We start from the raw sequence: 21,562 nt of genomic DNA, 5'->3' as shown, positions 1-21,562 counted from the left end.
GTCGCAGTCTGTCACGTGCGCGCTTAACGTATTGAGGTGCCGTATTCAGAGTCTCGGACGTTCCGGGCTGTCCTCCTCCGCGATGACGAGGAAACCCCGCGGGTCCTGACGCTGCCACGGGACGTCGACGTGCCGCCCAGCCGCATCCGGGTGCCGTCCGAGTTCGCTGGCGCGTCAGCCTTCGACGTCTATGAACTGGCCGATGACCGAGGCTGGCCGGAGGAGGCGACGTTCCAGCTCCAGTCGACGGTCCCCCGTTCCACAGACGACCTGCCGGCGCGGAGTCGCGACGACGCACGCGATTTCGACAGCGACGACGAACGGGCCTGACGACGAACTCGTCCGGCGCGACCACCCGCGCTCAGTTCTGGAGCACCGAGAGCACGTTCCCGGCCGGGTCGCGGAACCAGGCGATGTCGGGCCCGCGGTCGGCCGACCGGCCGCGCAGCACGCCCTTGGCGTCGGTCGGCAGTTGCGGGTCGTCGTAGATGGCCGTGGTCACACCTCGGGCGTTGAGGTCGTCGACGGCCGCGTCGATGTCCTCCACCACGAGGTTCAGGATGGTGAACGACGCGGGCGTGTGATCCGGCTTCGGGTAGATGAAGACGTGACCGCCGGCCGGGAGCTCGAGGTCGAGGTTGCCCATGGGGCCGTCGGAGACGCGCAGACCGAGCGTCTCGCCGTAGAAAGCCTTCGCCGCGGGGATGTCGTCCACGCTGAAGCCGCTGAAGATGTCGAGTGGGGTGACCATGGCCTCCACTCTGCTCGCCCGGGAGCCGCGGTGTCTAGAGCGCGCCGCCAGTCAGCTCGCCTGCGCTCCGGCTAGACGAAGCGCACGGCCTCCTGCAGGCGCGTCCGCAATTCGAAGGCGCGGTCGACGCTCTCGCGGCCGGCGGCGTTCGCGCCGTCGCGCAGCACGCGGGGCAGCAGGGAGCGGCGCACCAGGAGGGAGCCGGTCAGCCGGCCGCGCCGGACGACGTCGAACGGGACCTCGAGGTCGTCGTCGGGGACGACCACGATGTAGCCGGTGAACCGCACCCCCGCCTGCCTGCCGAAGCTCTTGGCGGCGCGGTAGAGGTCGTGGAACGGCTCCTCGTCCGGCCCGATGCCGTCGCCGACGATCTCGCCCTTGGCGAGCTTCACCGGGGCGCCCCAGTCGGCCGAGCGGATCGCGAAAAGGCCGGCCGGCCCCAGCACGATGTGGTCGATCTTCGCGTCGGTCGAGGGATGCACGGCCACGTCGTTCCAGATCGTGAAGCCGATGCCGAGCCCGGCGACCGCGCGCGCGGTCGCCTCCTCGGCGAGCGCCACGGCGAGCAGCTGGCGGATCTCGCGCGGGGCCGAGCGCACGAGGCCGGGATCGTACGGATCGCGGTCGTCGGTGCCCCGGCCCATCCACTCGCGCATGAGTGACAGGAAGCGCTCGCGCGACCGGCCGCCGGGGTGTCCGTAGCTGCGGGCGCGGACGGTGGCGCCGCCGGAGGAACCGCCGGAGGACGAGCGAGCGGAGTGGAAGGTCGCGCTGAAGCCGCCGGCCGCCGAGTCGCCCGAGATGTCGGCGACGCCGACGCTCTCGCCGCGGTCGTAGCGGGCGCGGTCCTCCGGGTCGCCGATGAGCTCCCACGCCTGCTGGACCGCCTGGAACGCAGCGGCCGTGCCGCCGGTGTCCGGGTGCGTCTCGCGCAGCAGCCGGCGGTAGGCCCGGCGGAGCTCGTCGTGGCCCACGTCCGGACGGACGCCGAGCACCTCGTAGGGACTCGGGGCGGCCGGGGAGTCGCTCATCGCTGGGGAATCGCTTTCGGTACGGGCGGGGTCAGGAATATGACGATATCGCGCGCATCCGCGAAATCGCCGAATTCTCATTGCGGCCGGAAAGTGACCGGATTCGCTTCTACGCTGGAGACAACCGAACACGAAAGGCGGTCACCATGACCATCAGCGACTGGCGCATCGAGCTCATCATCGTCCCCGTCACCGACGTCGACCGTGCGAAGGCGTTCTACGTCGACGCCCTCGGCTGGAACGCCGACCACGACCAGCGCGTCTCGCCCGAGCTGCGCTTCGTGCAGGTCACTCCTCCCGGATCCGCCTGCTCGATCGCCTTCGGCGAGGGCCTGACGGACATGGCGCCCGGCACCATGAAGGGCCTGCAGATCGTGGTGCCGGATGCGGACGCCGCCCTGGCGCACCTCACCGAGCACGGCGTCGATGCCCGGGGTGTCTCGGACCTCGCTTGGGGCCGCTTCGTCGACTTCACCGACCCGGACGGCAACGCCTGGACATTGCAGGAGCTGCCCGCACGTCCCTGACGCTCGCCGCCGGCGACCGGCGGTGCTACTGACCCGCCACCGCGCTGCCGGTGAGTTCGTGGCGCGAGAACGTGTAGACGATGCAGTAATACGAGCGGTCGCCGGTCGCCCACTTCTCGCTGGTGTCCGGGTAGCGGAGGTCCAGCTGGACATCCTCGCCCCAGATCGCGACCCAGTGCCAGTTCAGGAAGGGTTCGCAGAGGTCGCTGACCTGGCTGTCCAGCGCGGCCGTGCCGGGGAAGCTCGCTCCTGCGGCCTGGGCGAGCGTCCCCGACGCCAGCAGCTGCGCGATGTGCGGCGCAGAGCAGTCGACCACCGGGTAACCGTCCGCCCACTTCGAGTCGTAGGTCTGCAGGCAGTCACCGTCCGTGAGCGACCCGATGGGCTGCGAGGGGACGGTGGCGACAGGGGTCTTGGTCGGTCGCGGAGGGAGTCCCAGCCGTCTCGGCGCCGTCTCCATGTCCGGAGTGTGGCGCGGGGCGGCCGGAGATGCTGACGGCGCGGCCGCTCGGGCCCCGGTGATAACACCCGTCGCCATGACCGCGACGACCAGGAGGACGACGCCCACCACGGCGGTGGCCGCGACGAGCAGGAGCCAGCCGCGGCGTGACAGGCCCACTAGCGAACCACCGCCCAGAGGATGAGGAGCATCGTCACGGCGAAGCCGCAGGCGTAGTTGATCCACAGGAAGCGGCGCCAGCCCCGGTTGGCGCCGCTTGCCCGCTCATCCGGCACTGACCAGAACGGCGCCGCCGTGGCGATGTACGGAAGAGCGAGCAGCGCGGCGAGCGGTCCTGGCCACGGGGTGAACAGCATTGCGACGCCGGCGAGCGCCCACGCGCCGATGGCCAGACGTACGGTCGCTGCGGCGCCGATCGCCGTGGCGACGGAGGAAATCCCGCCCTCGCGGTCGGGCACCACATCCTGAACTGCCCCGAACGCGTGGCTGCCGACTCCCCACAGGAAGAAGGCGAGGAGCACGAGCCAGAGCGCTGGCGTGAAGGTCGCCCCCGCGAGGACCAGCCCGTAAAGGGCCGGGCTCACGAAGTGGACGCTGGAGGTCGCCGAGTCGAGGAACGGCACCTCTTTGAAACGCAGACCCTTGACCGAGTACGCGACGACAGCGAAGAGGGAGCCGGCCAGCACCAGCCACGACAGCGGGGACCCGACGATCACCAGATAGACCACGAACGGGATGGTCGTCACCGCGGCCGCGATCAGCGTACGGCGGTGCGCCGACCGGTCGAGCAGCGCGCCCTCGGCGCCGCCCTTCCGCGGATTGCGGAGGTCCGACTCGTAGTCGAAGACGTCGTTGATGCCGTACATCGCCAGGTTGTAGGGGATCAGGAAGAAGATCGTCCCGATCACGAAGGTCGCATCGACCCGCCCGGCGGTCAGCAGGTAGGCAGCTGCGAAGGGGAACGCCGTGTTGATCCAGCTGAGCGGCCGGGATACGAGGACGAGCTGGCGGAAGGGCGCAGGCGCCACGGTGGTCACGACCTGCTCCCCCGGCGGGTCAGCAGCCACAGCGCGGGCAGGAGCAGGAGCCCGGCCAGCGGGTAGGCGAAGTCCTCCACCGGGACGAGGCCCAGCCGGGCGCCGCTGATCCGCACCTCGTCGTAGGTCATGAAGCCCACGCCGATCATCAGGTTGTCGAACACGGCGGTCAGTACGAGCACGACGACCGCGGCGATCAGGACCGGCGCCCACCAGCGACGGATCAGCGACGCGCGGTCGCGCGCGGTCGCCAGCGCGACGACGAGCACCAGCGCGGCCACGCCGAGGAAGACCGCGCTCAACAGGGCGTAGGTCATCGGTCGGCCTCCCGCTCGGCCGCGGGCACCCGGTCGGGCATCCGGCCAGGCATCCGGTCGAGCACCCGGCGCGCGCCGAAGACGAGCACGAGGATGAGATAGCAGAGGAAGGCGAGGAAGAAGACCTCCTCCAGGGGCAGTTCGGGCGCCAACTCGACACCGGTCATGAGCGGCGACTCCCCCCGTGCGAACACGTGGAGCAGGATACCGGCCGCATCCCACGCGAGAAAGAACACGAGGCCCCCGGCCAACACGATCGTCGCGCGCCGCGCATCCCGCCAGAACACCAGCCGGAACCGCGCATCCAGCGCCACCATCGCCGCGAGCGACACCAGCAGGCAGCCGAGGTACAGGAACGTCACGTCACCCGCTCCGCCTGCGGGGCGGGCAGCGGTTCGGGGAGAGGACCGGAGCTGCCGTCGCCGCGCAGCCGCTTCAAGACGAGTTCCGCGCTGATCAGGCACATCGGGAGGCCGATGCCGGGGATCGTGGAGCAGCCCGTGTAGAGGAGCCCGTCCACCTTCTTGGACGCATTGCCCGGGCGGAAGAAGGCGCTCTGCCGCAGCGTGTGGGCCGGGCCGAGCGCCCCTCCGCTCCACGCGTTCAGGTCGGTCGCGAAGTCCTCGGGGCCGACGGTCCGGCGCACGACGATCCGGTCGGCGAGGTCCGGGATGCCCGCCCACGCCGAGATCTGCGCGATCGCCGCGTCGGCGGCACGCTCGATCGCCCGGTCGCCCGCGCCGTTCATCCCGCCGGAGCCGAGGGACACATCGGCGGGCACGGGGATGAGCACGAACAGGTTCTCGTAGCCCTCCGGCGCGACCGTCGGGTCGGTCTCGCTGGGCTTGCAGACGTACAGCGACGCGGGGTCCGGGATGCCGGGATCCGGCCCGTAGATCGTCTGGAAGTTCGCCTCCCAGTCGGTGGTGAAGAACAGGTTGTGGTGGGTCAGCTGCGGCAGCGGGCCCCGGATTCCGAGCATCGCCAGGACGACCCCCGGGCCGGGATCGCGTTTGTCCCACTTCTTCTCGGGATGCGTGCGGAGCTTCTCCGGCAGGAGCGCGGTCTCGGTGTGGTGCAGGTCCGCCCCGGACACCACGACATCGGCGTCGACCGTGTGGATGCGGCCGGCCGCATCCACGTACTCCACACCGGTGGTGCGGGCACGCGGTGAGGCGTCGACCGTTCGGATGGCGGTGACCCGGGCACCGAGGACGAGCCGGGCGCCCGCATCCTCGGCGAGTGCGACCACCCGGTCGATGAGGGCGGCGAACCCGCCCAGGGGGTAGCGCACGCCGTCGTCGAGGTCGAGGTGGCTCATCAGGCTGTACATGCTGGGTGCGCGATCGGGCGACGTCCCCAGGAAGACGGCGGGATAGCCCAGCACCTGCCGGAGGCGCACATCCCGAACGAAACCCGCCGTATAGCGGTCGAGCGGTTCCAGCAGCAGGCGCGCCAGCCGCGGGAGGCGTCGCAGCAACTCCGGGGCGATCATCGGCCGGAGGTCGGCGAAGGTGCTGTAGAGGAAGCGGTCGACCGCCATCCGGTAGGTCTCGGCGGAGCCGTCGAGATACCGGTCGAGGGCCGCGCCCGCACCAGGCTCCTCCCGCTCGAACGCGTCGCGGTTCAAGGCCCCGTCGGCACGGATGTCGAGCGGCGCACGGCCGTCCTCCGAGAAGACGCGGTAGCCGGGGTCGAGTGTGACCAGGTCCAGCTGCTCCGCGGTGGAGGTACCCATCAGCTTGAAGAAGTGGTCGAACACCTCGGGCATGAGGTACCAGGACGGGCCGGTGTCGAAGCGGAAGCCGTCGTGCTCCCACGACCCGGCGCGGCCTCCCAGCATCGTCCGCTGCTCCAGCAGCGTCACCGCGTAGCCCTCGCGGGCGAGCAGCGCCGCGGAGGCGAGCCCGGCGATCCCGCCCCCGATGACGACGACCCGCCGCCCGGTCATCAGGGCGCTCCGGTGCGCGCGACCGCCCCTGTGGGCCGGGGCAGAGCCGCCGTTACGGTGGCCCGGGCCAGGATGGCGAGCTTCACCCGCGTCGGCACGCTGATGCGACGGTTCAGCAGTTCGGTGGCCGGCGTCGCGCGGATGCGGTCGCTCAGCTCCCCGAACAGACCATGAGCCGCGATGATGGCCCGGCGGCAGTTGTCGGGCAGTTCGGGGATGACATCCGCCGCGGCCCCCAGGTCGCAGTCGATGTCGACGACCAGGGCCAGCTTCTGCCGGTCGGTCAGCCGGGCCGGGTCGATGCCCGGGAAGTAGCTGCGGCCGAGCTCCGTCCAGTCGACGGCCAGGTCGCGCAGGAAGTTGATCTTCTGGAAGGCCGCCCCGAGCCTCCGGGCGCCGGCCTCGAGACGCAGTCGCACGTCCTCGGGAACTGGGCGATCCGCCAGGAACACCTTCAGGCACATCAGCCCGATGACCTCGGCCGAGCCGTAGATGTAGGCGCGGAGTTCGTCGCCGCGGAAGTCCACCGGGCTGAGGTCGCGGCGCATCGAGGCGAAGAACGGCCGGGTCAGTTCCGGCCCGATCCCGGTCGTGCGAGCGGTCACCGCGAACGCGTGCACGACCACGTTGGCGCTGTAGCCGGTGCGCATGGCGCGCTCGGTGTCCGCCTCCAGCGCGTCGAGCAGCTCGCGCTGATCGTCGAGGCTCAGGCCTGCCTCGGTCGCCGCGCCGTCGACGATCTCGTCGGCGACGCGCACGAGCGCGTACACGTCTTCGACCTGCGGCCGGATCTGCGGCGCCAGCAGTCGCGTGGCCATACCGAACGAGGTGGAGTACGCGTGGATGATGGTGGCGGCGCCGGCGTGGGCGGCATCGGAGTAGGTGGTGAGGTCGGTCGGCGCGGTGCCCGTCGGCGCCTCGGGTGCACGGGTCATGCGATCCTCCCAATGCACGAGCGTGCCACGTCCCCCAGCGGTACGGCTAGAGAGCGTGGGATGGACGGGGTGTCGAGCACCGCGACGGCCGCGTCGACATGCTGCGCGAGCAGGTCCTCGACGAAGCGACGTGCGCCGCACTCCTGGAGCACGGTGGCAAGGCGGTTGGCCTCGTGCGGGTCGAGATCCGTACGGCCGAGCGAGAGGGCGACCTCCCGCCAGCGGGCGGTGCCGCGCGCGTAGGCGATCAGCGAGGTCTCCTTGCCCTGCCGGAGGTCGCTGACGATGCTCTTGCCGGTCACATCCTCGGACCCGAAAACGCCGAGGAGGTCGTCGCCCAGCTGGAACGCGATGCCCACGAGCCGACCGTACTCGGCGAGCGGGGTCAGCACATCCTCACTGCCGCCGGCGAGCAGGGCGCCGGTCATCAGCGGGCCTGCCACCGAGTACTCGGCGGTCTTGTGCTCCGTCATGGCCAACACGTCCTCGAGTGCGGGGTCCTCGGCGCCCAGCCGCTCGGCGAGGGCGACGTCGGCCAGTTCGCCGGCCGCGGTGACGAAGACGCCGTGGTCGAGGATGTCGAGCAGCCGCTCCCGCGTCCACTCGTCGGTGTCGATGCGGGCGAGCACCGTGGAGGCGGCGTGCAGCAGCAGATCGCCGGCCAGGATGGCCCCGGCCTCGCCCCAGCGGCGAGCGCGGTCAGCACTCGTCCCCCGGGCTTCGGCGGCGGCGGCGAACCCGCCCGCCACGTTCGGCCGGCCGCGACGGACGGTGTCTCCGTCGATGACGTCGTCGTGGAGGAGGAAGGCGGTGTGCAGCAGCTCGTACGCGACCGCGGCCGTGCAGGCGACGTCGGGCTCCGTGCCGCCGAGTCCGCGGTAGGCGGTCAGGACGAATCGCGGGCGGATGCGCTTCCCGCCATTCGCGGCGTCGCGGGCGCTCTCCCACAGTCGCCGGTAGGAGGCGTCGTAGGCGGCGGCCGCGGTGATCCGCGCGGAGAAGAAGCGGTGGAGGCGCTCCTCGACGGAGGCGAGGTCGCTGGTCAGGTCGCCGGCGAGGTCGTCGCTCGACTCGTTGGTGACATCCCGCTCGACAGGACTCCGTGTCTCAGGGTGCAGCTGTGTCATGCGCGAAGCTCCCTTGTCTAGCTTGGATAGCAAATAACTTAGCACGATTCTTACAGATAGGAATAGGATGTGCTCATGACACCGGCCGGAGATGCGCGCGGCGACGCGCGACGTGACGCACGGCGCATTTCGGAATCCCTCACCGACCCACGCGTCATCGATCCGCGGCAGGAACTCGTCCGCCACGACGACCTCAGCGAAGAAGAGCTGGAGCAGATCGTGCGACTGTTGGCCGCCATGCGCGAATGGCGCGACGCCGACCAGCGGCTCAGCTTCGAATCCCGCACGCACATGAAGCTCAACGAGACCGACATGCGTGCGCTGCGCTACATCATCGCGTCGATGAACTCCGACGTGCCGGTCACGGCCGGAGCCCTCTCCGACCACCTGCACATCTCCACCGCATCCACCACCAAGCTCCTCGACCGCCTGGAGCGGGCCGGACACGTCGTGCGCCGCCCGCACCCCACCGACCGCCGGGCCGTCACGGTCGAGATCACCCCCGAGACGCACCGCGAGGTGCGCCGGACGATGGGACTCCAGCACGCGCGCCGGTTCGAGGTGGTCCGGGCGCTCAGCCCGCAAGACCGCGACACCGTGACGCGGTTCCTGCACGCGCTCAGCGAGACGACGCTGACGACGGTTGGTGCTCCCGCGACGGAGTCGGATTCGGCTCCGTCGGCGGCCGCGCCACTCGGCTAGCCGCCTTCGGGTGCTCCGCCTCGTAGACGATGCGGTTCGCCATCCCGTTGAAGATCACGCCGTGGAACGGCAGGATCGCGAACCAGTACAGCCGGCCGCTCAGTCCGCGCGGGAAGAACACCGCGCGCTGGCGGTACTCCGAGCCGCCACCCTCCCGCGGGCGGACCGACAGCTCCAGCCACGCGCGGCCAGGGACGACCATCTCGGCGCGCAGCCGCAGGCTCCTCCCCCGTTCGATCCGCTCCACCCGCCACCAGTCGAGCGCGTCGCCCGTGTTCAGGTGGTCCGCATCCCGGCGGCCCCGGCGAAGCCCTACACCGCCGACGAGCTTGTCGGCCCAGCCCCGCAACGCCCAGGCCAGCGGGAACGAGTACCACCCGCGTTCCCCGCCGATCCCCTCGACGACGCGCCAGAGCAGCTCCGGATCGGCCGACGACGCCCGCTCGCGCAGGTCCGTGTAGACGGTGTGCCCCGACCACTCGGGGTCGCTCGGCAGCGGATCGCTCGGGGCTCCGGCAACGGAGGCGTCCTGCCAGCTGGTCTCCACCTGACCGGAGCGCTCCCGCGCCAGGGCCAGCCGCACGGAGCGGCGGTAGCCGGTCAGGCCGTCGGGCGGCGGCGGGATCACCCCGTCGATGTCGTGCTCGCGCGCCACGCAGTCGTACTGCAGCGACTCGATGATCGGCACGGCGAGGCTCCGCGGGATGGGCGTGACCAGATTCACCCACTGCGACGCGAGCCACGGGGTGAACACCGGGAGGCTGGCGATGGGACGCTGCGGCAGCCCCGCCTCCAGTGCGTACGCGTTCATCATCTGGCCGTAGCGCAGGATGTCGGGCCCGCCCAGATCGAAGGCACGGGACACCTCCGGCGGCAGCTCGGCCGCCTCGAGAAGGTAGTGCAGCACATCCCGGATCGCGATCGGCTGGATGCGGTTGCGCACCCAGCGCGGCGCGGGCATGTACGGCAGCACCTCTGTGAGGTGCCGGATCATCTCGAACGACGCGGACCCGGACCCGATCACGACGCCGGCCTGGAACACCACCGTCGGCACCCCGGAATCCAGCAGGATGCGGCCGACAGCCACCCGCGAACGGAGATGGCGCGAGAGTTCCCCCTCTGGATGCAGGGCGCCGAGGTACACGATGCGGCCGACGCCGGCCGTGCGCGCGGCATCCGCGACAGTCCGGGCCGCCGCCGACTCCTCCTCGTCGAAGTCGCCGCGGGCGCGCATCGAGTGCACCAGGTAGTAGACGACATCCACGTCCGCCACGGCCCGGGCGACCGCCTCGGGGTCGTGCAGATCGCCCTCGACGACCTCCACGTCGCCTGCCCACGGCACATCCGTCAGCTTCTGCGGCGATCGCGCCAGCACCCGGACGGTGTAGCCGCGGGCCAGCAGCCGCGGCACCAGCCGGCCGCCGATGTAGCCGGTCGCGCCGGTGACGAGGACTCGGGAGGGGCTCATGGGCCGAACACTACGCTCGCCTGCGAACAGTGGGGTGCGACGCGAACGAACGCTGGTGCGGGGGACGACCGAACGTCCTGTACGTTTTTTGTATGGGCAAGCTCATTTACGGCGGGACCACCGAGATCGGTTTCGAGGACCGGGTCCTGGCGCATCTGCAGATCGTGATCGGGCTCAAGCTGCGCCGGAAGGAAGGGTTCTTCTTCTCCTGGCGCGATGAGCAGAGCGTCGGGGACGGTCGCAGCGCGATCTGGGTCGACCCGGCCATCCCGCTGCTGTTCCGCTACAGCGGAGGACGCAGCCCGCGGATCAACAAGGCCTGGCTCGAGCAGCTCACCCTGTCCTCCAACAGCGCCCAGGGCCTGCAGCTCACCGAGGAGATCGGCGCGCTCGGCGCGGATGAGGTCGACGCGGACTCGCCCCCCGGGCGCTGAACGCAGCCACGCGAAAAGGACCCCGCACCTTTATCGGTGCGGGGTCCTTCGCTCGTTGCCGAGCCCTTAGCGGAGGTACTCGAGAAGCTCCGGGCAGCGGAGGCGCTTCAGGCTGCGGGTCTCCAGCTGACGGACCCGCTCGCGGGTGATGCCGTAGACCTCGCCGACCTCGTCGAGCGTCATCGGCTTCTGGCCGTCGAGGCCGAAGCGCATGCGCACGACCTTCGCGTCGCGCGGCGGCAGCTCGCGGAGGCGCTCCTCGAGGTCGCGGTGACGGAACTCCACCTCGACGGCCTCGGGCGGGCCGGCGAAGTCGCCGTCCTCGATCAGGTCGCCGAGCTCGGCGCCCTCGTTCTCGCCGACCGGTACGGCCAGCGACACGGTCTCCGAGTCGCTCATCTGCAGCTTGTGGACTTCGGCGGGGTCGAGGTTCGACGCCTCGGCCATCTCCTCTAGCGTGGGCGTGCGGCCGAGCTCGCCACCGAGGTCGCGGCGGATGCGGTCGAGCTTGTCGATCTTCTCCACGGTATGCACCGGGATGCGGATCAGGCGTGCGGTGTCGGCGATGCCGCGCAGGATCGACTGGCGGATCCACCACGTGGCATAGGTGGAGAACTTGTTGCCGGTGCGGTAGTCGAACTTCTCCACCGCGCGGACGAGGCCCAGGTTGCCCTCCTGGATCAGGTCCATGACGGGGAGGCCGCGGCCCGCGTAGCGCTTGGCGATGCTCACCACCAGTCGGAGGTTCGCTTCGATGAAGCGCTCGAACGCACGCTTGCCGTCATCGGCGAGGTACTGCAGTTCGCGCTTCTCGCGGGGGGTCAGGTTGGGCCGGATCGCCAGCCGCTCGCCGGCGAGCACTCCCACCTCGATCCGCTTGGCGAGGGCCACTTCTTCGTCGGCGGTGAGGAGCCGGGTGCGGCCGATCGAGTTGAGGTAATCCCGTACCGGGTCGCTGGTCACTTCGAGCGTCGTCATCGTTTCATCCCATTCAGCCCGTGTACTCACGGGCACTGCCGTTGGTGCTCTCAGTTCGGGTGTTCCACTGTCTTGTGGACGAGTAGTTCGTTAGCCACGATAAGCAATGGCCCCTACTCCCCAACAAGGGGTTGACAGTTGCGCTCCGCGTACGCTACCGGCGCTGCAAGCGTGTTTGGCACGATTTGTCAAGGCTCTGCCGGGAGACTTACAGCCCTCCTACAGTCACACGAGTGACTGCGCACACTTCAGATAAAGCGGCGTCGCTGAAGACGATCCGCACGACAATCCCTGCCCGCATGGACCGGCTCCCCTGGTCCCGCTTCCACTGGCTCGTCGTCATCGGGCTCGGGACGGTGTGGATCCTCGACGGGCTCGAGGTCACCATCGTCGGCGCGATCGGCAGCCGGCTCACCGAGCCGGACAGCGGCCTCGGACTGACCACCGCCCAGGTCGGCCAGGCCGCGGCCGTCTACGTCGCCGGCGCCTGTGTCGGCTCGTTGGTGTTCGGCTACCTCACCGACCGGTTCGGCCGGAAGAAGCTGTTCATCATCACCCTGGGCCTCTACCTGGTGGCGACGGTGCTGACCGCTTTCTCATTCACTCCGTGGATGTTCTTCCTGTTCCGGTTCTTCACCGGCGCGGGCATCGGAGGCGAGTACGCGGCCATCAACTCCGCCATCGACGAGCTGATCCCGGCCCGCCGCCGGGGGCTCGTCGACCTCGCCATCAACGGGTCGTACTGGCTCGGTACGGCCTTCGGAGCCGTCCTCACCGTCTTCCTCCTCAACACGGACAACTTCCCGGCCGACATCGGCTGGCGCATCGCCTTCGGCCTCGGAGCGGTGCTCGGCCTCGTCATCCTGCTGGTCCGCCGCAACGTACCCGAATCGCCCAGGTGGATGTTCATCCACGGCCGCGACGAAGAGGCCGAGAAGCTGGTCGGCGAGATCGAGGAGGGCGTCGAGGAGAACACTCACCAGCACCTCGAGAAGGTGCCGGACGACCGCGGGATCGAGATCCACCAGCGCCGCTCCACCGGTTTCGGTGAGATCGTCCGCGTGGCGCTCGGGCAGTATCCCAAGCGCTTCGTTCTCGGACTCTCGCTGTTCATCGGCCAGGCGTTCCTCTACAACGCCGTGTTCTTCACGTACTCGCTGGTGCTGACGAAGCTCCTCGGCGTGCCCGACGACGTGGCGCCGTGGGCGCTCGTCCCCATCGCGATCGGCAACTTCCTGGGGCCGTTCCTGCTGGGGCACCTGTTCGACACGGTCGGTCGCCGCTTCATGATCACGCTGTCCTACGTCGGCAGCGGCATCCTGCTGGTGGGCACGGCCCTCCTATTCGGCTCCGGAGCGCTCGACGCGTTCTGGCTGACGGCGTGCTGGATGGTCGTGTTCTTCTTCGCGTCGGCGGGTGCGTCGGCCGCCTACCTGACCGTGAGCGAGATCTTCCCGATGGAGACGCGAGCCATGGCGATCGCGTTCTTCTACGCGGTCGGCACCGGCATCGGTGGCATCATCGGCCCGATCCTGTTCGGAAACCTGATCGAGGGCGGCATCCCCGCCGTCACGATCGGGTACTTCATCGGGGCGGGCCTGATGATCGCGGCCGGTCTCGTGGAGCTGTTCCTGGGCGTGGATGCCGAAGGCAAGTCCCTGGAGGACATCGCCGCCCCGCTCTCCGCGAGCACCCCGTCCCAGTCCCCCACCCGCTCCCGCTGACCACCTCTCGCTCCCTCCCTCCTCACAAGCCAACAGCTCCTGAGTTTTTCGCCTCCGCCACGGCGTGTCGGCGGAAAAACTCAGGAGCTGTTGGCGTGGGTCTGGTGGGAGTGGGTTAGCTGGTCGAGAGGAGTTCGAGGAGGGCGGGCTCGGGGGCGCGTCCACCGGACGTGTCGATGACCTCACCGCTGCGGTAGCGGTCGAAGATGCGCGGGTCGATGTAGCTGTTGCGCGCGATCGCGGGCGTGTTGCCGAGAGCTGCAGCCGCCTCGTTGACGGCGGCGCTGATCCGCTTCTTCCTCTGGGAATCGGTCCCCGCGATACCGAGGTCGGCGAGCGCTTCGGCCGCGACGATCGTGCCGTGCAGAGTCCGGAAGTCCTTCGCCGTGAACTCGCCGCGCGTCTGCCGGCGGATGTACTCGTTCAAGGAGGCTGGGCGGATCGTGTGCCAAGTGCGGTCCTTCCACGACAGCAGCCGCGACCGCTGGCCCCGCAGCGCCTGGATCTGCCGGAGCAGCTCCGCGAGGTCCGGGTCGGTGATCGTGCTCGTCCATTTCTGAGCGGACTTCGCCGGGAAGGTCAGCGTGATGTCGTCGTCCTCGATCCGGGCGTGACGGCACAGCAGCGTCGTCAGGCCCCGGCTGCCGTTCGCGTGGAGGTACTCCTCGCTCCCGATCCGGACGCTGCCGAGGTCGATGATGCGGAACGCCGCGGCCAGGATCCGGTCGCGACCGAACCCCTCCTGCCGCAGGTCCATCGTCACCTTGCGCCGCGCCGACGGCAGGGTCTCGGCGAGGAGCGACGCCCGCTCGAACTTCACGCGGTCCTGGTGCAGCCTCCACGAGTCGTGATACCGGTACTGGCGGCGTCCTGCCTGGTCGGTGCCGACCGCCTGGATGTGACCTCGGGCGTCGGGAGAGATCCACACGTCCTGCCACGCGGGAGGGATGACGAGCGAGCGGATGCGCTCCAGCTCCCGCTCGTCGACGATTGTGTTGCCCGCTTCATCCTCGTAGGTCGGTCCCGAGTCGGTCATGGTGCGGTGGTACCCCGGGCCGGACGGGTTGCTGCGCTTGAGCCGCGTCACGCAGGCTTCTTCGCGGACTTCTTCGCCGGAGCCTTACGGGTCGTCTTCGAGGAGGTGGACTTCGCGGCCGGTTTCTTCTCAGACGACGACGTCGAGCCGGACTTCGAGGACCGGCTGCGCTCCACGCTCCGCTGCAGCGCCTCCATCAGGTCGATGACCTCGCCGCCGCCCTTGGCCGCTTCCTCCTCCTCGCCGAAGGTGGCCGCGGTGTCGACGCTCTCGCCCTGTTCGAGCTTCGCGTCGATCAGCTTGCGCAGCTCCTCCTGGTAGTCGTCGCTGAATTTCTCCGGCTCGAAGTCGCCGGCGAAGCTCTCCATCAGCGCGCTCGAGAGTTGGAGTTCGCGGTCGGTGATCCGCGGCGTCTGGTCGAGCGACGGGAAGTCCGCCTCCCGGATTTCGTCGTGCCAGAGCAGCGTCTGCAGCACCAGGAGATTGCCGCGCACGCGCAGGGCACCGAGCCGGGTCTTCTGGCGCAGCGCGAACTCCACGATCGCCGTGCGCTCCTCGTCCTCCAGCGTCTTGCGCAGCAGCGCGTAGGCCTTGAGCGACTTGGAGTCCGGCTCCAGGTAGTAGCTGCGGTCGAACATCAGCGGGTCCAGCTGGTCGTTGGGCACGAACTCCACCACGTCGATCTCGCGGCTGCGCTCGGCGGGCAGCGACGCGAGGTCCTCCGCGGTCAGGATCACCGTGCGCTCACCGTCGTCGTACGCCTTCACGATGTGCTCGTACGGGATCACCTTGCCGTCGATCTCGCAGCGGCGCTGATAGCGGATGCGGCCGCCGTCCGCGTCGTGCACCTGGTGCAGCGGGACGTCGTGATCCTCGGTTGCGCTGTAGACCTTCACCGGCACATTGACCAGTCCGAAGGTGATGGCGCCCGTCCAAATGGCCCTCATGTGCCCATCGTGTCCGGAGATCAGCGCCTTTTCAAGCAGTGATCAGGGAATGCGCGGCTTGCGGGCACCTCCGGGCGTACGGTGTGGCTATGGCCGCCCAGGACACCGAGGTCGTCGAGATCGACGGTCACCGCCTCAAGCTGACCAATCTCGACAAGGTGATGTACCCCGAGACCGGGACCACCAAGGCCGACATCTTCGGCTATTACAACGCCGTCGCCGAGGCGATAATCCCGCACGTGCGCGACCGGATCGCCACCCGTAAACGCTGGGTGCACGGGGTCGGAACCCCCGACGACCCGGCCGAGGTGTTCTTCCAGAAGAACCTGGATCCCGCATCCACGCCGGACTGGGTGCGCACGGCCTCGATCACCCACAAGACGAGCAGGAACAGCTACCCCCTGGTGAACGACCGGGCGACGCTGATCTGGCTGGCGCAGATCGCCTCCCTGGAGATCCACGTGCCGCAGTGGCGGGTGAACCCGGGAGGCGAGCGGCAGAACCCCGACCGGCTGGTGCTCGATCTGGACCCAGGCGAGGGCGTGACCCTGACGGACTGCGCGGAGGTCGCGCGGCTCGCCCGCGCCATCCTGAGCGACATGGGTCTCGATCCGATGCCAGTCACCTCCGGGTCCAAAGGCATCCACCTCTATGCGGCGCTCGACGGCTCGCAGACCAGCGATCAGATCTCGGCGGTCGCCCACGAGCTCGCCCGGGCGCTTGAGGCGGACCATCCGGACCTCGTCGTCAGCGACATGAAGAAGTCGCTGCGGGCGGGGAAGGTGCTCGTCGACTGGAGCCAGAACAACGGCAACAAGACCACCATCGCGCCGTACTCGCTGCGCGGGCGGTTCCAGCCGACCGTGGCAGCGCCGCGCACCTGGCGGGAACTCGCGTCGAAGGACCTGCAGCATCTCGACTACCGGGAGGTGATGCAGCGGCTGAAGCGGCGCGGCGACCCGCTGGCGGAGCTGTCCGCGGGACACGGCGGGCATGCGTCCGCCGGCCACGCCTCCGAACCGGACCGCCTCTCCACCTACCGCTCGATGCGCGACGCCAAGAAGACTCCGGAGCCCGTACCGGAGGACCGGCCGGCGGCGCGGGAGGGACGCTCGTTCGTCATCCAGGAGCACCACGCCCGGCGCCTGCACTGGGACTTCCGGCTGGAGAACGACGGCGTCCTGGTCAGCTGGGCGCTGCCCAAGGGCCCGCCGACCGACACCAAACAGAACCACCTCGCCGTGCACACAGAGGACCACCCGCTGGAGTACGGGACCTTCGCCGGCGACATCCCGCACGGCGAGTACGGCGCGGGCCACGTCGACATCTGGGACCACGGGGACTACGAACTCGAGAAGTGGCGCGACGACGAAGTGATCGCCACGCTCCACGGCCAGGCCGACGGCGGGCTCGGCGGGGAGCCGCGGAAGTTCGCGCTGATCCGCACCGCGCAGGGCGGGGACGAGAAGAACTGGCTGATCCACCTGATGAAGGCGGAAGGGGCGCACGACGGGAACGCGGAAGCGTCGGCGGGTGCCGCGCCACGGGCCTCCGCATCCCGGAGCACCGCATCCCGCAGCTCCGCATCCCCCGGCACCGGCGCTCCGATCACGGGCGACCCGGTCTCCCCCATGCTCGCCACGCTCGGCTCGCAGGCGGAGATCACGGACGAGGACGAGTGGGCGTTCGAGATGAAGTGGGACGGCATCCGTGCCGTCGCCGAGATCCGCGGCGGGCGGCTGCGCCTCACCACGCGCAACGGGAACGACGTGACGGTCACCTATCCCGACCTCGCCGGCCTCACGGGCCTCGCCGGCGACCACGACCTCGTCCTCGACGGCGAGATCGTCACCCTCAACACGCAGGGCCGCCCCGACTTCGGCCTGCTGCAGACACGGATGGGGCTGACCCGTCCGGGCGATGTGCAGTCGGCGCTCAAGCGGGCGCCCGCGCACTACATGGTGTTCGATGTGCTCGAAGTCGACGGTGCGAAACACACCCGCGACACCTACGACGAGCGGCGGGAACTGCTCCTCGAGGTTGTGCGGCCGGGGCGCAACGACCCCGTGCAGGTGCCGCCGGCGTTCGACGGCGACCTCGAGCACGCCATCGCCTCCAGCAAGCAGCTGGGCCTCGAGGGCGTCATGGCAAAGCGGCGCGACAGCACCTACTCCATCGGGCGGCGCTCCCGCTCGTGGATCAAGATCAAGCACCACCAGACCCAGGAGGTGGTCATCGGCGGGTGGACGCCCGGCAACGGCCGCCGCGCGAACACGATCGGCGCACTGCTGCTCGGCATCCCCGACGGCGACACGCTCCGCTACGTGGGCAAGGTGGGCACCGGCTTCACCGACCGCGTGCTGGACGACCTCGCGGCCAAGCTGGGCGCGCACGAGCGGAAGACGAGCCCCTTGGAGGGCGTGCCGTCGGCGGACGCCCGCGGCGCCCACTGGGTGCGGCCGGAGCTCGTCGGCGAGGTCGAGTTCGCCGAATGGACCGGCCCCGGCCGGCTACGCCAGCCGTCCTGGCGAGGGCTGCGGCCGGACAAGCGACCCGATCAGGTGGTGCGGGAGGGCTGACCGCCTCCCGCGTGGCTTCCTGTCAGGGGGTCGGCGCGAGCGCGTCGTAGCGGAGGAAGGACCGCTGGATGCGGACCACGACGGCGACCAGGACCACGATCACGAGACCCCCGAGCAGCGGTGGGAACCACAGTGCACCGGTGAGCGCCAGCACGCCGATGTAGAGGTCGCCGAGGCGCGGCCCACCCGTCACGACGACCGTGAACACGCCCTGCAGCCGGCCGCGCATCACGTCCGGTGCCGACGCCTGCAGGATCGTCATGCGGAAGATCGAGCTGACGTTGTCCGCCGCTCCGGACCCGGCGAGCAGGACGGTCGCGATCAGCAGTGCAGGCAGGTTGGCCTGCGCGAGGGATGCGCCACCACCGGCCGTTCCGGTGAAGGCGACCACCGCGAGCACGATGCCGAAGCCCAGGATGCAGGCGCCGTAGACGACGATCGCGCGCTCGACGGCACGGCCCTGCCACCGGACGCTGCCCAGGCGGCCCGAGAAGACGCTGGAGACGAGCGTGCCGACCGCACCCGCCGCCGTGAGGATGCCGACGGTGAGAGGGCCGCCGCCGATCAGCAAGGCACCGACGGCGGGGAAGAGCGCTCGCGGCTGCCCGAATGTCATCGCGATCACATCCAGGATGAAGGTCATGCTGAGGTTCGGGGCGGAACGCAGGAACCGCAGCCCTTCCAGCACGGACGACAGCCCCGCGCCCTGCCGCACGCCCTCCGGCACGATCGAGGGCAGGGTGAAGATACCGAGGAACGCGGCAGTGAAGAGCACCACATCCACCGTGTAGGTCCACGCCACACCCACGGTCGCGACCAGGAGGCCCGCGAGGGCCGGTCCGACGGTGACCATGATGCCCATGCTGATGCCGCCCAGAGCGCTGGCGGCGGGCAGGAGGCTCACCGGCAGCAGCCGCGGAGTGATCGCCTGCCGGGTCGCGCCGATCATGACGCCCGCGACCGCGTTGATGGTCGTGATCACGTACAACGGCCAGACGACCGGGATGTGCATCCACGCCAGCAGTGCGAGCGCGGCCGTCGACATCCACGCGACGATCGCCGTCACGAGGGCCACACGGCGCCGGTCGAAGGCGTCGGCCAGCACGCCCCCGTAGAGGCCAAAGACGATCATCGGCACCAGGGCGAACAGCGCGACGAGTGACACCGCGAGGGTCGAATGCGTCAGGTCGAAGATGTGCAGGCCCACCGCGACGATGGTCATCTGTGAGCCGATGCCCGAGATCGCACCGCCCAGCCATAGACGGGCGAAAGCGGGCGACTCGCGCAGCGGCGACAGGTCGACGAAGTGTCGGCGGCGCGACGGCAGCTGTCCCGGTGGCAGCTCACCGGGCGGGATGGACGGATCCGACGGCGCGCTGAACTCGCCCGACGCGCTCGTGCGGGGTCGGGGCGTCGGCTCCCCGCTCAGAAGCGGGGCTGCTTGCTGAGGCGCACCGCCGCCGTCGAGAACACGACGCCGGCGAGCATGATCGTCACGGTGACCGCCTGGAGGACCACCTGGACGAACGGGGTGAACGGTGTCACCGAGACCCAGAGCCAGAGGATGGCGCCGATGAGCGTGATCACGTAGCTGAAGGTGCGACGGGCGTAGAGGGCGTTGAGCGACACGACGGTCGCCGCGACGGTCACCTGGAAGAACGGGAGGAAGGACTCGGCGTTGCCGGTCCAGGTCGCGACGAGGCTCCAGATGCCGATGACCAGCGAGACCAGCACCACAAGGGTGGCGAGGAGGTTGCCGAGGGCACTGGGCACAGTCGTGCTCAGGCTGCGGACGAGCGTGCCGTGCTCGTCGCTACCGACGACCTCGCGCTGGTGTTCGTTGGGCTGGGAGATGACGTGCGTGCTCACGAGGACGATCCTACCGCCCGGCGGTAGCGGCTGCGGAGCGTTGTCCACAGGTGGATTTCTCCACAACGGGGGTTATCCACAACTCCGTGGCATCCGGTGGCCCGGCGGCGGCTCCGGCGTACATTGACGGCATGGCAGCATCCCGTCGTCGCAGGCACTCGCGCATCCCCCTCCCCGCCCGGATCAAGCGGGCGGACGCCCGGGTGGCGGAGCGCATCAACGCCCGCACGACCGGCGCGGCGTCGGACGGCTTCTGGCGCGGCCTGACCCGCGCGGCGAACCACGGCAAGCTCTGGTTCGCGGCGGCCGCCGTGCTGCTGGCGCTCGGCCGGCCGCGTGCGGCGGCCCGAGGGCTCGCGTCGCTCGGCATCGCCAGCCTCGTCGCGAACCTCGTGGGCAAGCGCCTGGTCGGTGGAGACCGCCCGGCGCTGACCTCCATCCCGATCGCGCGACGATTGGAGCGCTCCCCCACGTCGCCGTCCTTCCCCTCCGGGCACACGGCGAGCGCCGCCGCATTCGCCACCGGGGTGGCCCTGGAATGGCCTGTCGCCGGGGCCGCGCTCGCCCCGCTCGCCGCCGGGGTCGGCTACTCCCGGCTGCACACGGGCGCGCACTGGCTGTCGGATGTCGCTGGCGGCGCTGCGATCGGAGCCGGCGCAGCGCTCGCACTGAAGGCGATCGTGCCGAAGATCACACAGTCCGTGCGACGGGATCCGCCCACCGCGCGAGTGATCGACCTGCCCGCCACAGACACCGGCGACGGCGTGTTCATCGTCGTCAATCCCGGGTCCGGCCAGGGCCTCGGCCGCCAGGAGCCCGGTCCACTGCTTCGTGAACGGCTCCCTCGGGCACGGGTTCACGAACTGGCGGAAGGGGACGATGTCGGCGACGTGATCGAGGAGGCGCTGCGGTCGGATGACCCTCCGGCTGTGCTCGGCGTCTGGGGAGGCGACGGCACGGTGGCGGCCGTCGCGGCGCGCGCACGAGAAGCCGATGTGCCGTTGCTGGTCTTCCCGGGTGGCACGTTCAACCACTTCGCCAAGGCCGCCCTGCTCGACACCGTCGAGGCGACGCTCGACGCCCTCGCCCAGGGGTCCGGACGCGAGGTCGACGTCGCAGACCTTTCTTTCGCGGGCGACGAGACCATCACCGTGCTCAACACCGCTTCGGTCGGCATCTACCCTTCGTTCGTCGAGGAGCGGGAGAAGCACGAGAAACGTCTCGGCAAGCCGATCGCCGCCCTAATCGCGGCGATCCGCGTCGTCCGCCGCGGCACCCCGCTGGAGGTCGAGATCGACGGACGACGACGGGAGGTGTGGTCGGTGTTCGTCGGCGTCGACCGCTACTATCCGGTCGCCGTCGCCCCGATCGAACGGCGACGGCTCGACGACCACCTACTGGACGTGCGGATCCTCTTCGCCGACGGGAAGCCGCGGACTCGCGGCGCGGTCGCCCTCGCCTTCGGTGGGCGGACGGATGCGCTCGCGGCGCGGATGCCGTTCCTCCAGGGTCCGCCCGCGCTGGATGCCCGCACGGTCGAGGCCATCACGATCGCCGCCGCCGGCAGCGACGACCCCGGCTACGCGCATGACGGCGAAGCGTCGACCGAGACGCCGGGTGAACCCAAGCGGCTCACGATCACGGTGCGTCCGGGAGCCTTGCGCGTGTACTCGCCCCGAGCGTGAGTCG

General features: G+C 70.0%; 22 protein-coding genes. 7 read left to right on the top strand and 15 right to left on the bottom strand.

Translation table 11 applies throughout. The features are described from left to right. The first annotated feature begins 36 nt into the window (after nt 1-36). Nucleotides 37-330 carry a hypothetical protein gene (locus tag AB4Z18_RS06565; protein WP_441781888.1) on the top strand — a complete coding sequence of 98 codons (294 nt, stop codon included), beginning with the start codon at nt 37-39 and terminating at the stop codon, nt 328-330. Between the two features lie 31 nt (nt 331-361). Here the strand turns inward: AB4Z18_RS06565 and AB4Z18_RS06560 are convergent, their stop codons facing one another. Next, nucleotides 362-751: a VOC family protein gene (locus AB4Z18_RS06560; RefSeq protein WP_441781887.1), complete on the bottom strand. Its 390-nt coding sequence runs from the start codon at nt 749-751 to the stop codon at nt 362-364. A 71-nt stretch (nt 752-822) separates the two neighbouring features. Continuing rightward, nucleotides 823-1,782, bottom strand: coding sequence for a DnaJ domain-containing protein (locus AB4Z18_RS06555; protein WP_441781886.1), 960 nt, complete (start codon nt 1,780-1,782; stop codon nt 823-825). Between the two features lie 146 nt (nt 1,783-1,928). On the opposite strand from AB4Z18_RS06555, the gene AB4Z18_RS06550 reads away from it, so the two are divergent. Continuing rightward, complete coding sequence (locus tag AB4Z18_RS06550; protein ID WP_441781885.1) at nt 1,929-2,309, top strand: glyoxalase superfamily protein; 381 nt, start codon at nt 1,929-1,931, stop codon at nt 2,307-2,309. Nucleotides 2,310-2,334: 25 nt separating this feature from the next. Here the strand turns inward: AB4Z18_RS06550 and AB4Z18_RS06545 are convergent, their stop codons facing one another. From AB4Z18_RS06545 to AB4Z18_RS06515, 7 genes are read right to left on the bottom strand one after another with little or no spacing between them, the layout of a single operon-like run. After that, on the bottom strand, nt 2,335-2,928 hold the full coding sequence (locus AB4Z18_RS06545) for a septum formation family protein (protein WP_441781884.1): 594 nt from the start codon (nt 2,926-2,928) through the stop codon (nt 2,335-2,337). Further along, a complete protein-coding gene (locus tag AB4Z18_RS06540) occupies nt 2,928-3,836 on the bottom strand; it encodes a prenyltransferase (protein ID WP_441781883.1) in 909 nt (302 codons plus the stop codon). Before AB4Z18_RS06540 ends, AB4Z18_RS06545 begins: the two co-directional genes overlap by 1 nt. Next, the gene (locus tag AB4Z18_RS06535; RefSeq protein ID WP_441781882.1) at nt 3,803-4,123 is read right to left on the bottom strand and encodes a lycopene cyclase domain-containing protein; all 321 of its coding nucleotides are present in this window, start codon (nt 4,121-4,123) and stop codon (nt 3,803-3,805) included. Before AB4Z18_RS06535 ends, AB4Z18_RS06540 begins: the two co-directional genes overlap by 34 nt. Then, nucleotides 4,120-4,485, bottom strand: a complete 366-nt coding sequence (locus AB4Z18_RS06530; RefSeq protein WP_441781881.1) for a lycopene cyclase domain-containing protein — start codon at nt 4,483-4,485, stop codon at nt 4,120-4,122. The genes AB4Z18_RS06535 and AB4Z18_RS06530 overlap by 4 nt, the downstream gene beginning before the upstream one ends. After that, on the bottom strand, nt 4,482-6,074 hold the full coding sequence (crtI, locus tag AB4Z18_RS06525; protein ID WP_441781880.1) for a phytoene desaturase family protein: 1,593 nt from the start codon (nt 6,072-6,074) through the stop codon (nt 4,482-4,484). Before crtI ends, AB4Z18_RS06530 begins: the two co-directional genes overlap by 4 nt. Continuing rightward, nucleotides 6,074-7,009, bottom strand: a complete 936-nt coding sequence (locus AB4Z18_RS06520) for a phytoene/squalene synthase family protein (RefSeq protein ID WP_441781879.1) — start codon at nt 7,007-7,009, stop codon at nt 6,074-6,076. The genes crtI and AB4Z18_RS06520 overlap by 1 nt, the downstream gene beginning before the upstream one ends. After that, a complete protein-coding gene (locus tag AB4Z18_RS06515; RefSeq protein WP_441781878.1) occupies nt 7,006-8,136 on the bottom strand; it encodes a polyprenyl synthetase family protein in 1,131 nt (376 codons plus the stop codon). Before AB4Z18_RS06515 ends, AB4Z18_RS06520 begins: the two co-directional genes overlap by 4 nt. 75 nt (nt 8,137-8,211) lie before the next feature. Here AB4Z18_RS06515 and AB4Z18_RS06510 point away from each other — a divergent pair, with 75 nt between their 5' ends. Then, nucleotides 8,212-8,838: a MarR family winged helix-turn-helix transcriptional regulator gene (locus AB4Z18_RS06510; RefSeq protein WP_441781877.1), complete on the top strand. Its 627-nt coding sequence runs from the start codon at nt 8,212-8,214 to the stop codon at nt 8,836-8,838. On the opposite strand, the gene AB4Z18_RS06505 is transcribed toward AB4Z18_RS06510, so the two are convergent. Then, nucleotides 8,756-10,306, bottom strand: coding sequence for an SDR family oxidoreductase (locus AB4Z18_RS06505; protein WP_441781876.1), 1,551 nt, complete (start codon nt 10,304-10,306; stop codon nt 8,756-8,758). The two genes, AB4Z18_RS06510 and AB4Z18_RS06505, sit on opposite strands and share 83 nt — an antisense overlap. A 92-nt stretch (nt 10,307-10,398) precedes the next feature. Between AB4Z18_RS06505 and AB4Z18_RS06500 the strand changes: the two genes are divergently transcribed. Further along, a complete protein-coding gene (locus AB4Z18_RS06500) occupies nt 10,399-10,740 on the top strand; it encodes a DUF7882 family protein (protein WP_441781875.1) in 342 nt (113 codons plus the stop codon). A gap of 66 nt (nt 10,741-10,806) precedes the next feature. Here the strand turns inward: AB4Z18_RS06500 and AB4Z18_RS06495 are convergent, their stop codons facing one another. Next, complete coding sequence (locus AB4Z18_RS06495; RefSeq protein WP_441781874.1) at nt 10,807-11,718, bottom strand: sigma-70 family RNA polymerase sigma factor; 912 nt, start codon at nt 11,716-11,718, stop codon at nt 10,807-10,809. A 299-nt stretch (nt 11,719-12,017) separates the two neighbouring features. Between AB4Z18_RS06495 and AB4Z18_RS06490 the strand changes: the two genes are divergently transcribed. Beyond that, on the top strand, nt 12,018-13,442 hold the full coding sequence (locus AB4Z18_RS06490; RefSeq protein WP_441781873.1) for an MFS transporter: 1,425 nt from the start codon (nt 12,018-12,020) through the stop codon (nt 13,440-13,442). A 115-nt stretch (nt 13,443-13,557) separates the two neighbouring features. Here the strand turns inward: AB4Z18_RS06490 and AB4Z18_RS06485 are convergent, their stop codons facing one another. Next, nucleotides 13,558-14,529: a DNA topoisomerase IB gene (locus AB4Z18_RS06485; protein WP_441781872.1), complete on the bottom strand. Its 972-nt coding sequence runs from the start codon at nt 14,527-14,529 to the stop codon at nt 13,558-13,560. Then, nucleotides 14,526-15,425: a non-homologous end joining protein Ku gene (gene ku / locus AB4Z18_RS06480; RefSeq protein ID WP_441781871.1), complete on the bottom strand. Its 900-nt coding sequence runs from the start codon at nt 15,423-15,425 to the stop codon at nt 14,526-14,528. The genes AB4Z18_RS06485 and ku overlap by 4 nt, the downstream gene beginning before the upstream one ends. Before the next feature lie 89 nt (nt 15,426-15,514). Here ku and AB4Z18_RS06475 point away from each other — a divergent pair, with 89 nt between their 5' ends. After that, nucleotides 15,515-18,004, top strand: a complete 2,490-nt coding sequence (locus AB4Z18_RS06475; RefSeq protein ID WP_441781870.1) for an ATP-dependent DNA ligase — start codon at nt 15,515-15,517, stop codon at nt 18,002-18,004. 22 nt (nt 18,005-18,026) lie between these two features. On the opposite strand, the gene AB4Z18_RS06470 is transcribed toward AB4Z18_RS06475, so the two are convergent. Then, complete coding sequence (locus tag AB4Z18_RS06470; RefSeq protein ID WP_441782984.1) at nt 18,027-19,361, bottom strand: MFS transporter; 1,335 nt, start codon at nt 19,359-19,361, stop codon at nt 18,027-18,029. Nucleotides 19,362-19,429: 68 nt separating this feature from the next. Then, nucleotides 19,430-19,873 carry a hypothetical protein gene (locus AB4Z18_RS06465; protein WP_441781869.1) on the bottom strand — a complete coding sequence of 148 codons (444 nt, stop codon included), beginning with the start codon at nt 19,871-19,873 and terminating at the stop codon, nt 19,430-19,432. 131 nt (nt 19,874-20,004) lie between these two features. Here AB4Z18_RS06465 and AB4Z18_RS06460 point away from each other — a divergent pair, with 131 nt between their 5' ends. After that, nucleotides 20,005-21,558 (top strand): bifunctional phosphatase PAP2/diacylglycerol kinase family protein, encoded by a 1,554-nt coding sequence (locus AB4Z18_RS06460; RefSeq protein WP_441781868.1) that lies wholly within the window; start codon nt 20,005-20,007, stop codon nt 21,556-21,558. Nucleotides 21,559-21,562: the final 4 nt, after the last annotated feature.

This window comes from Leifsonia sp. 2TAF2, from assembly GCF_052115085.1.
Lineage (GTDB): Bacteria > Actinomycetota > Actinomycetes > Actinomycetales > Microbacteriaceae > Leifsonia.
The sequence above is the reverse complement of the archived record's forward strand: the minus strand, read 5'-3'. Positions and strand labels throughout refer to the sequence as shown.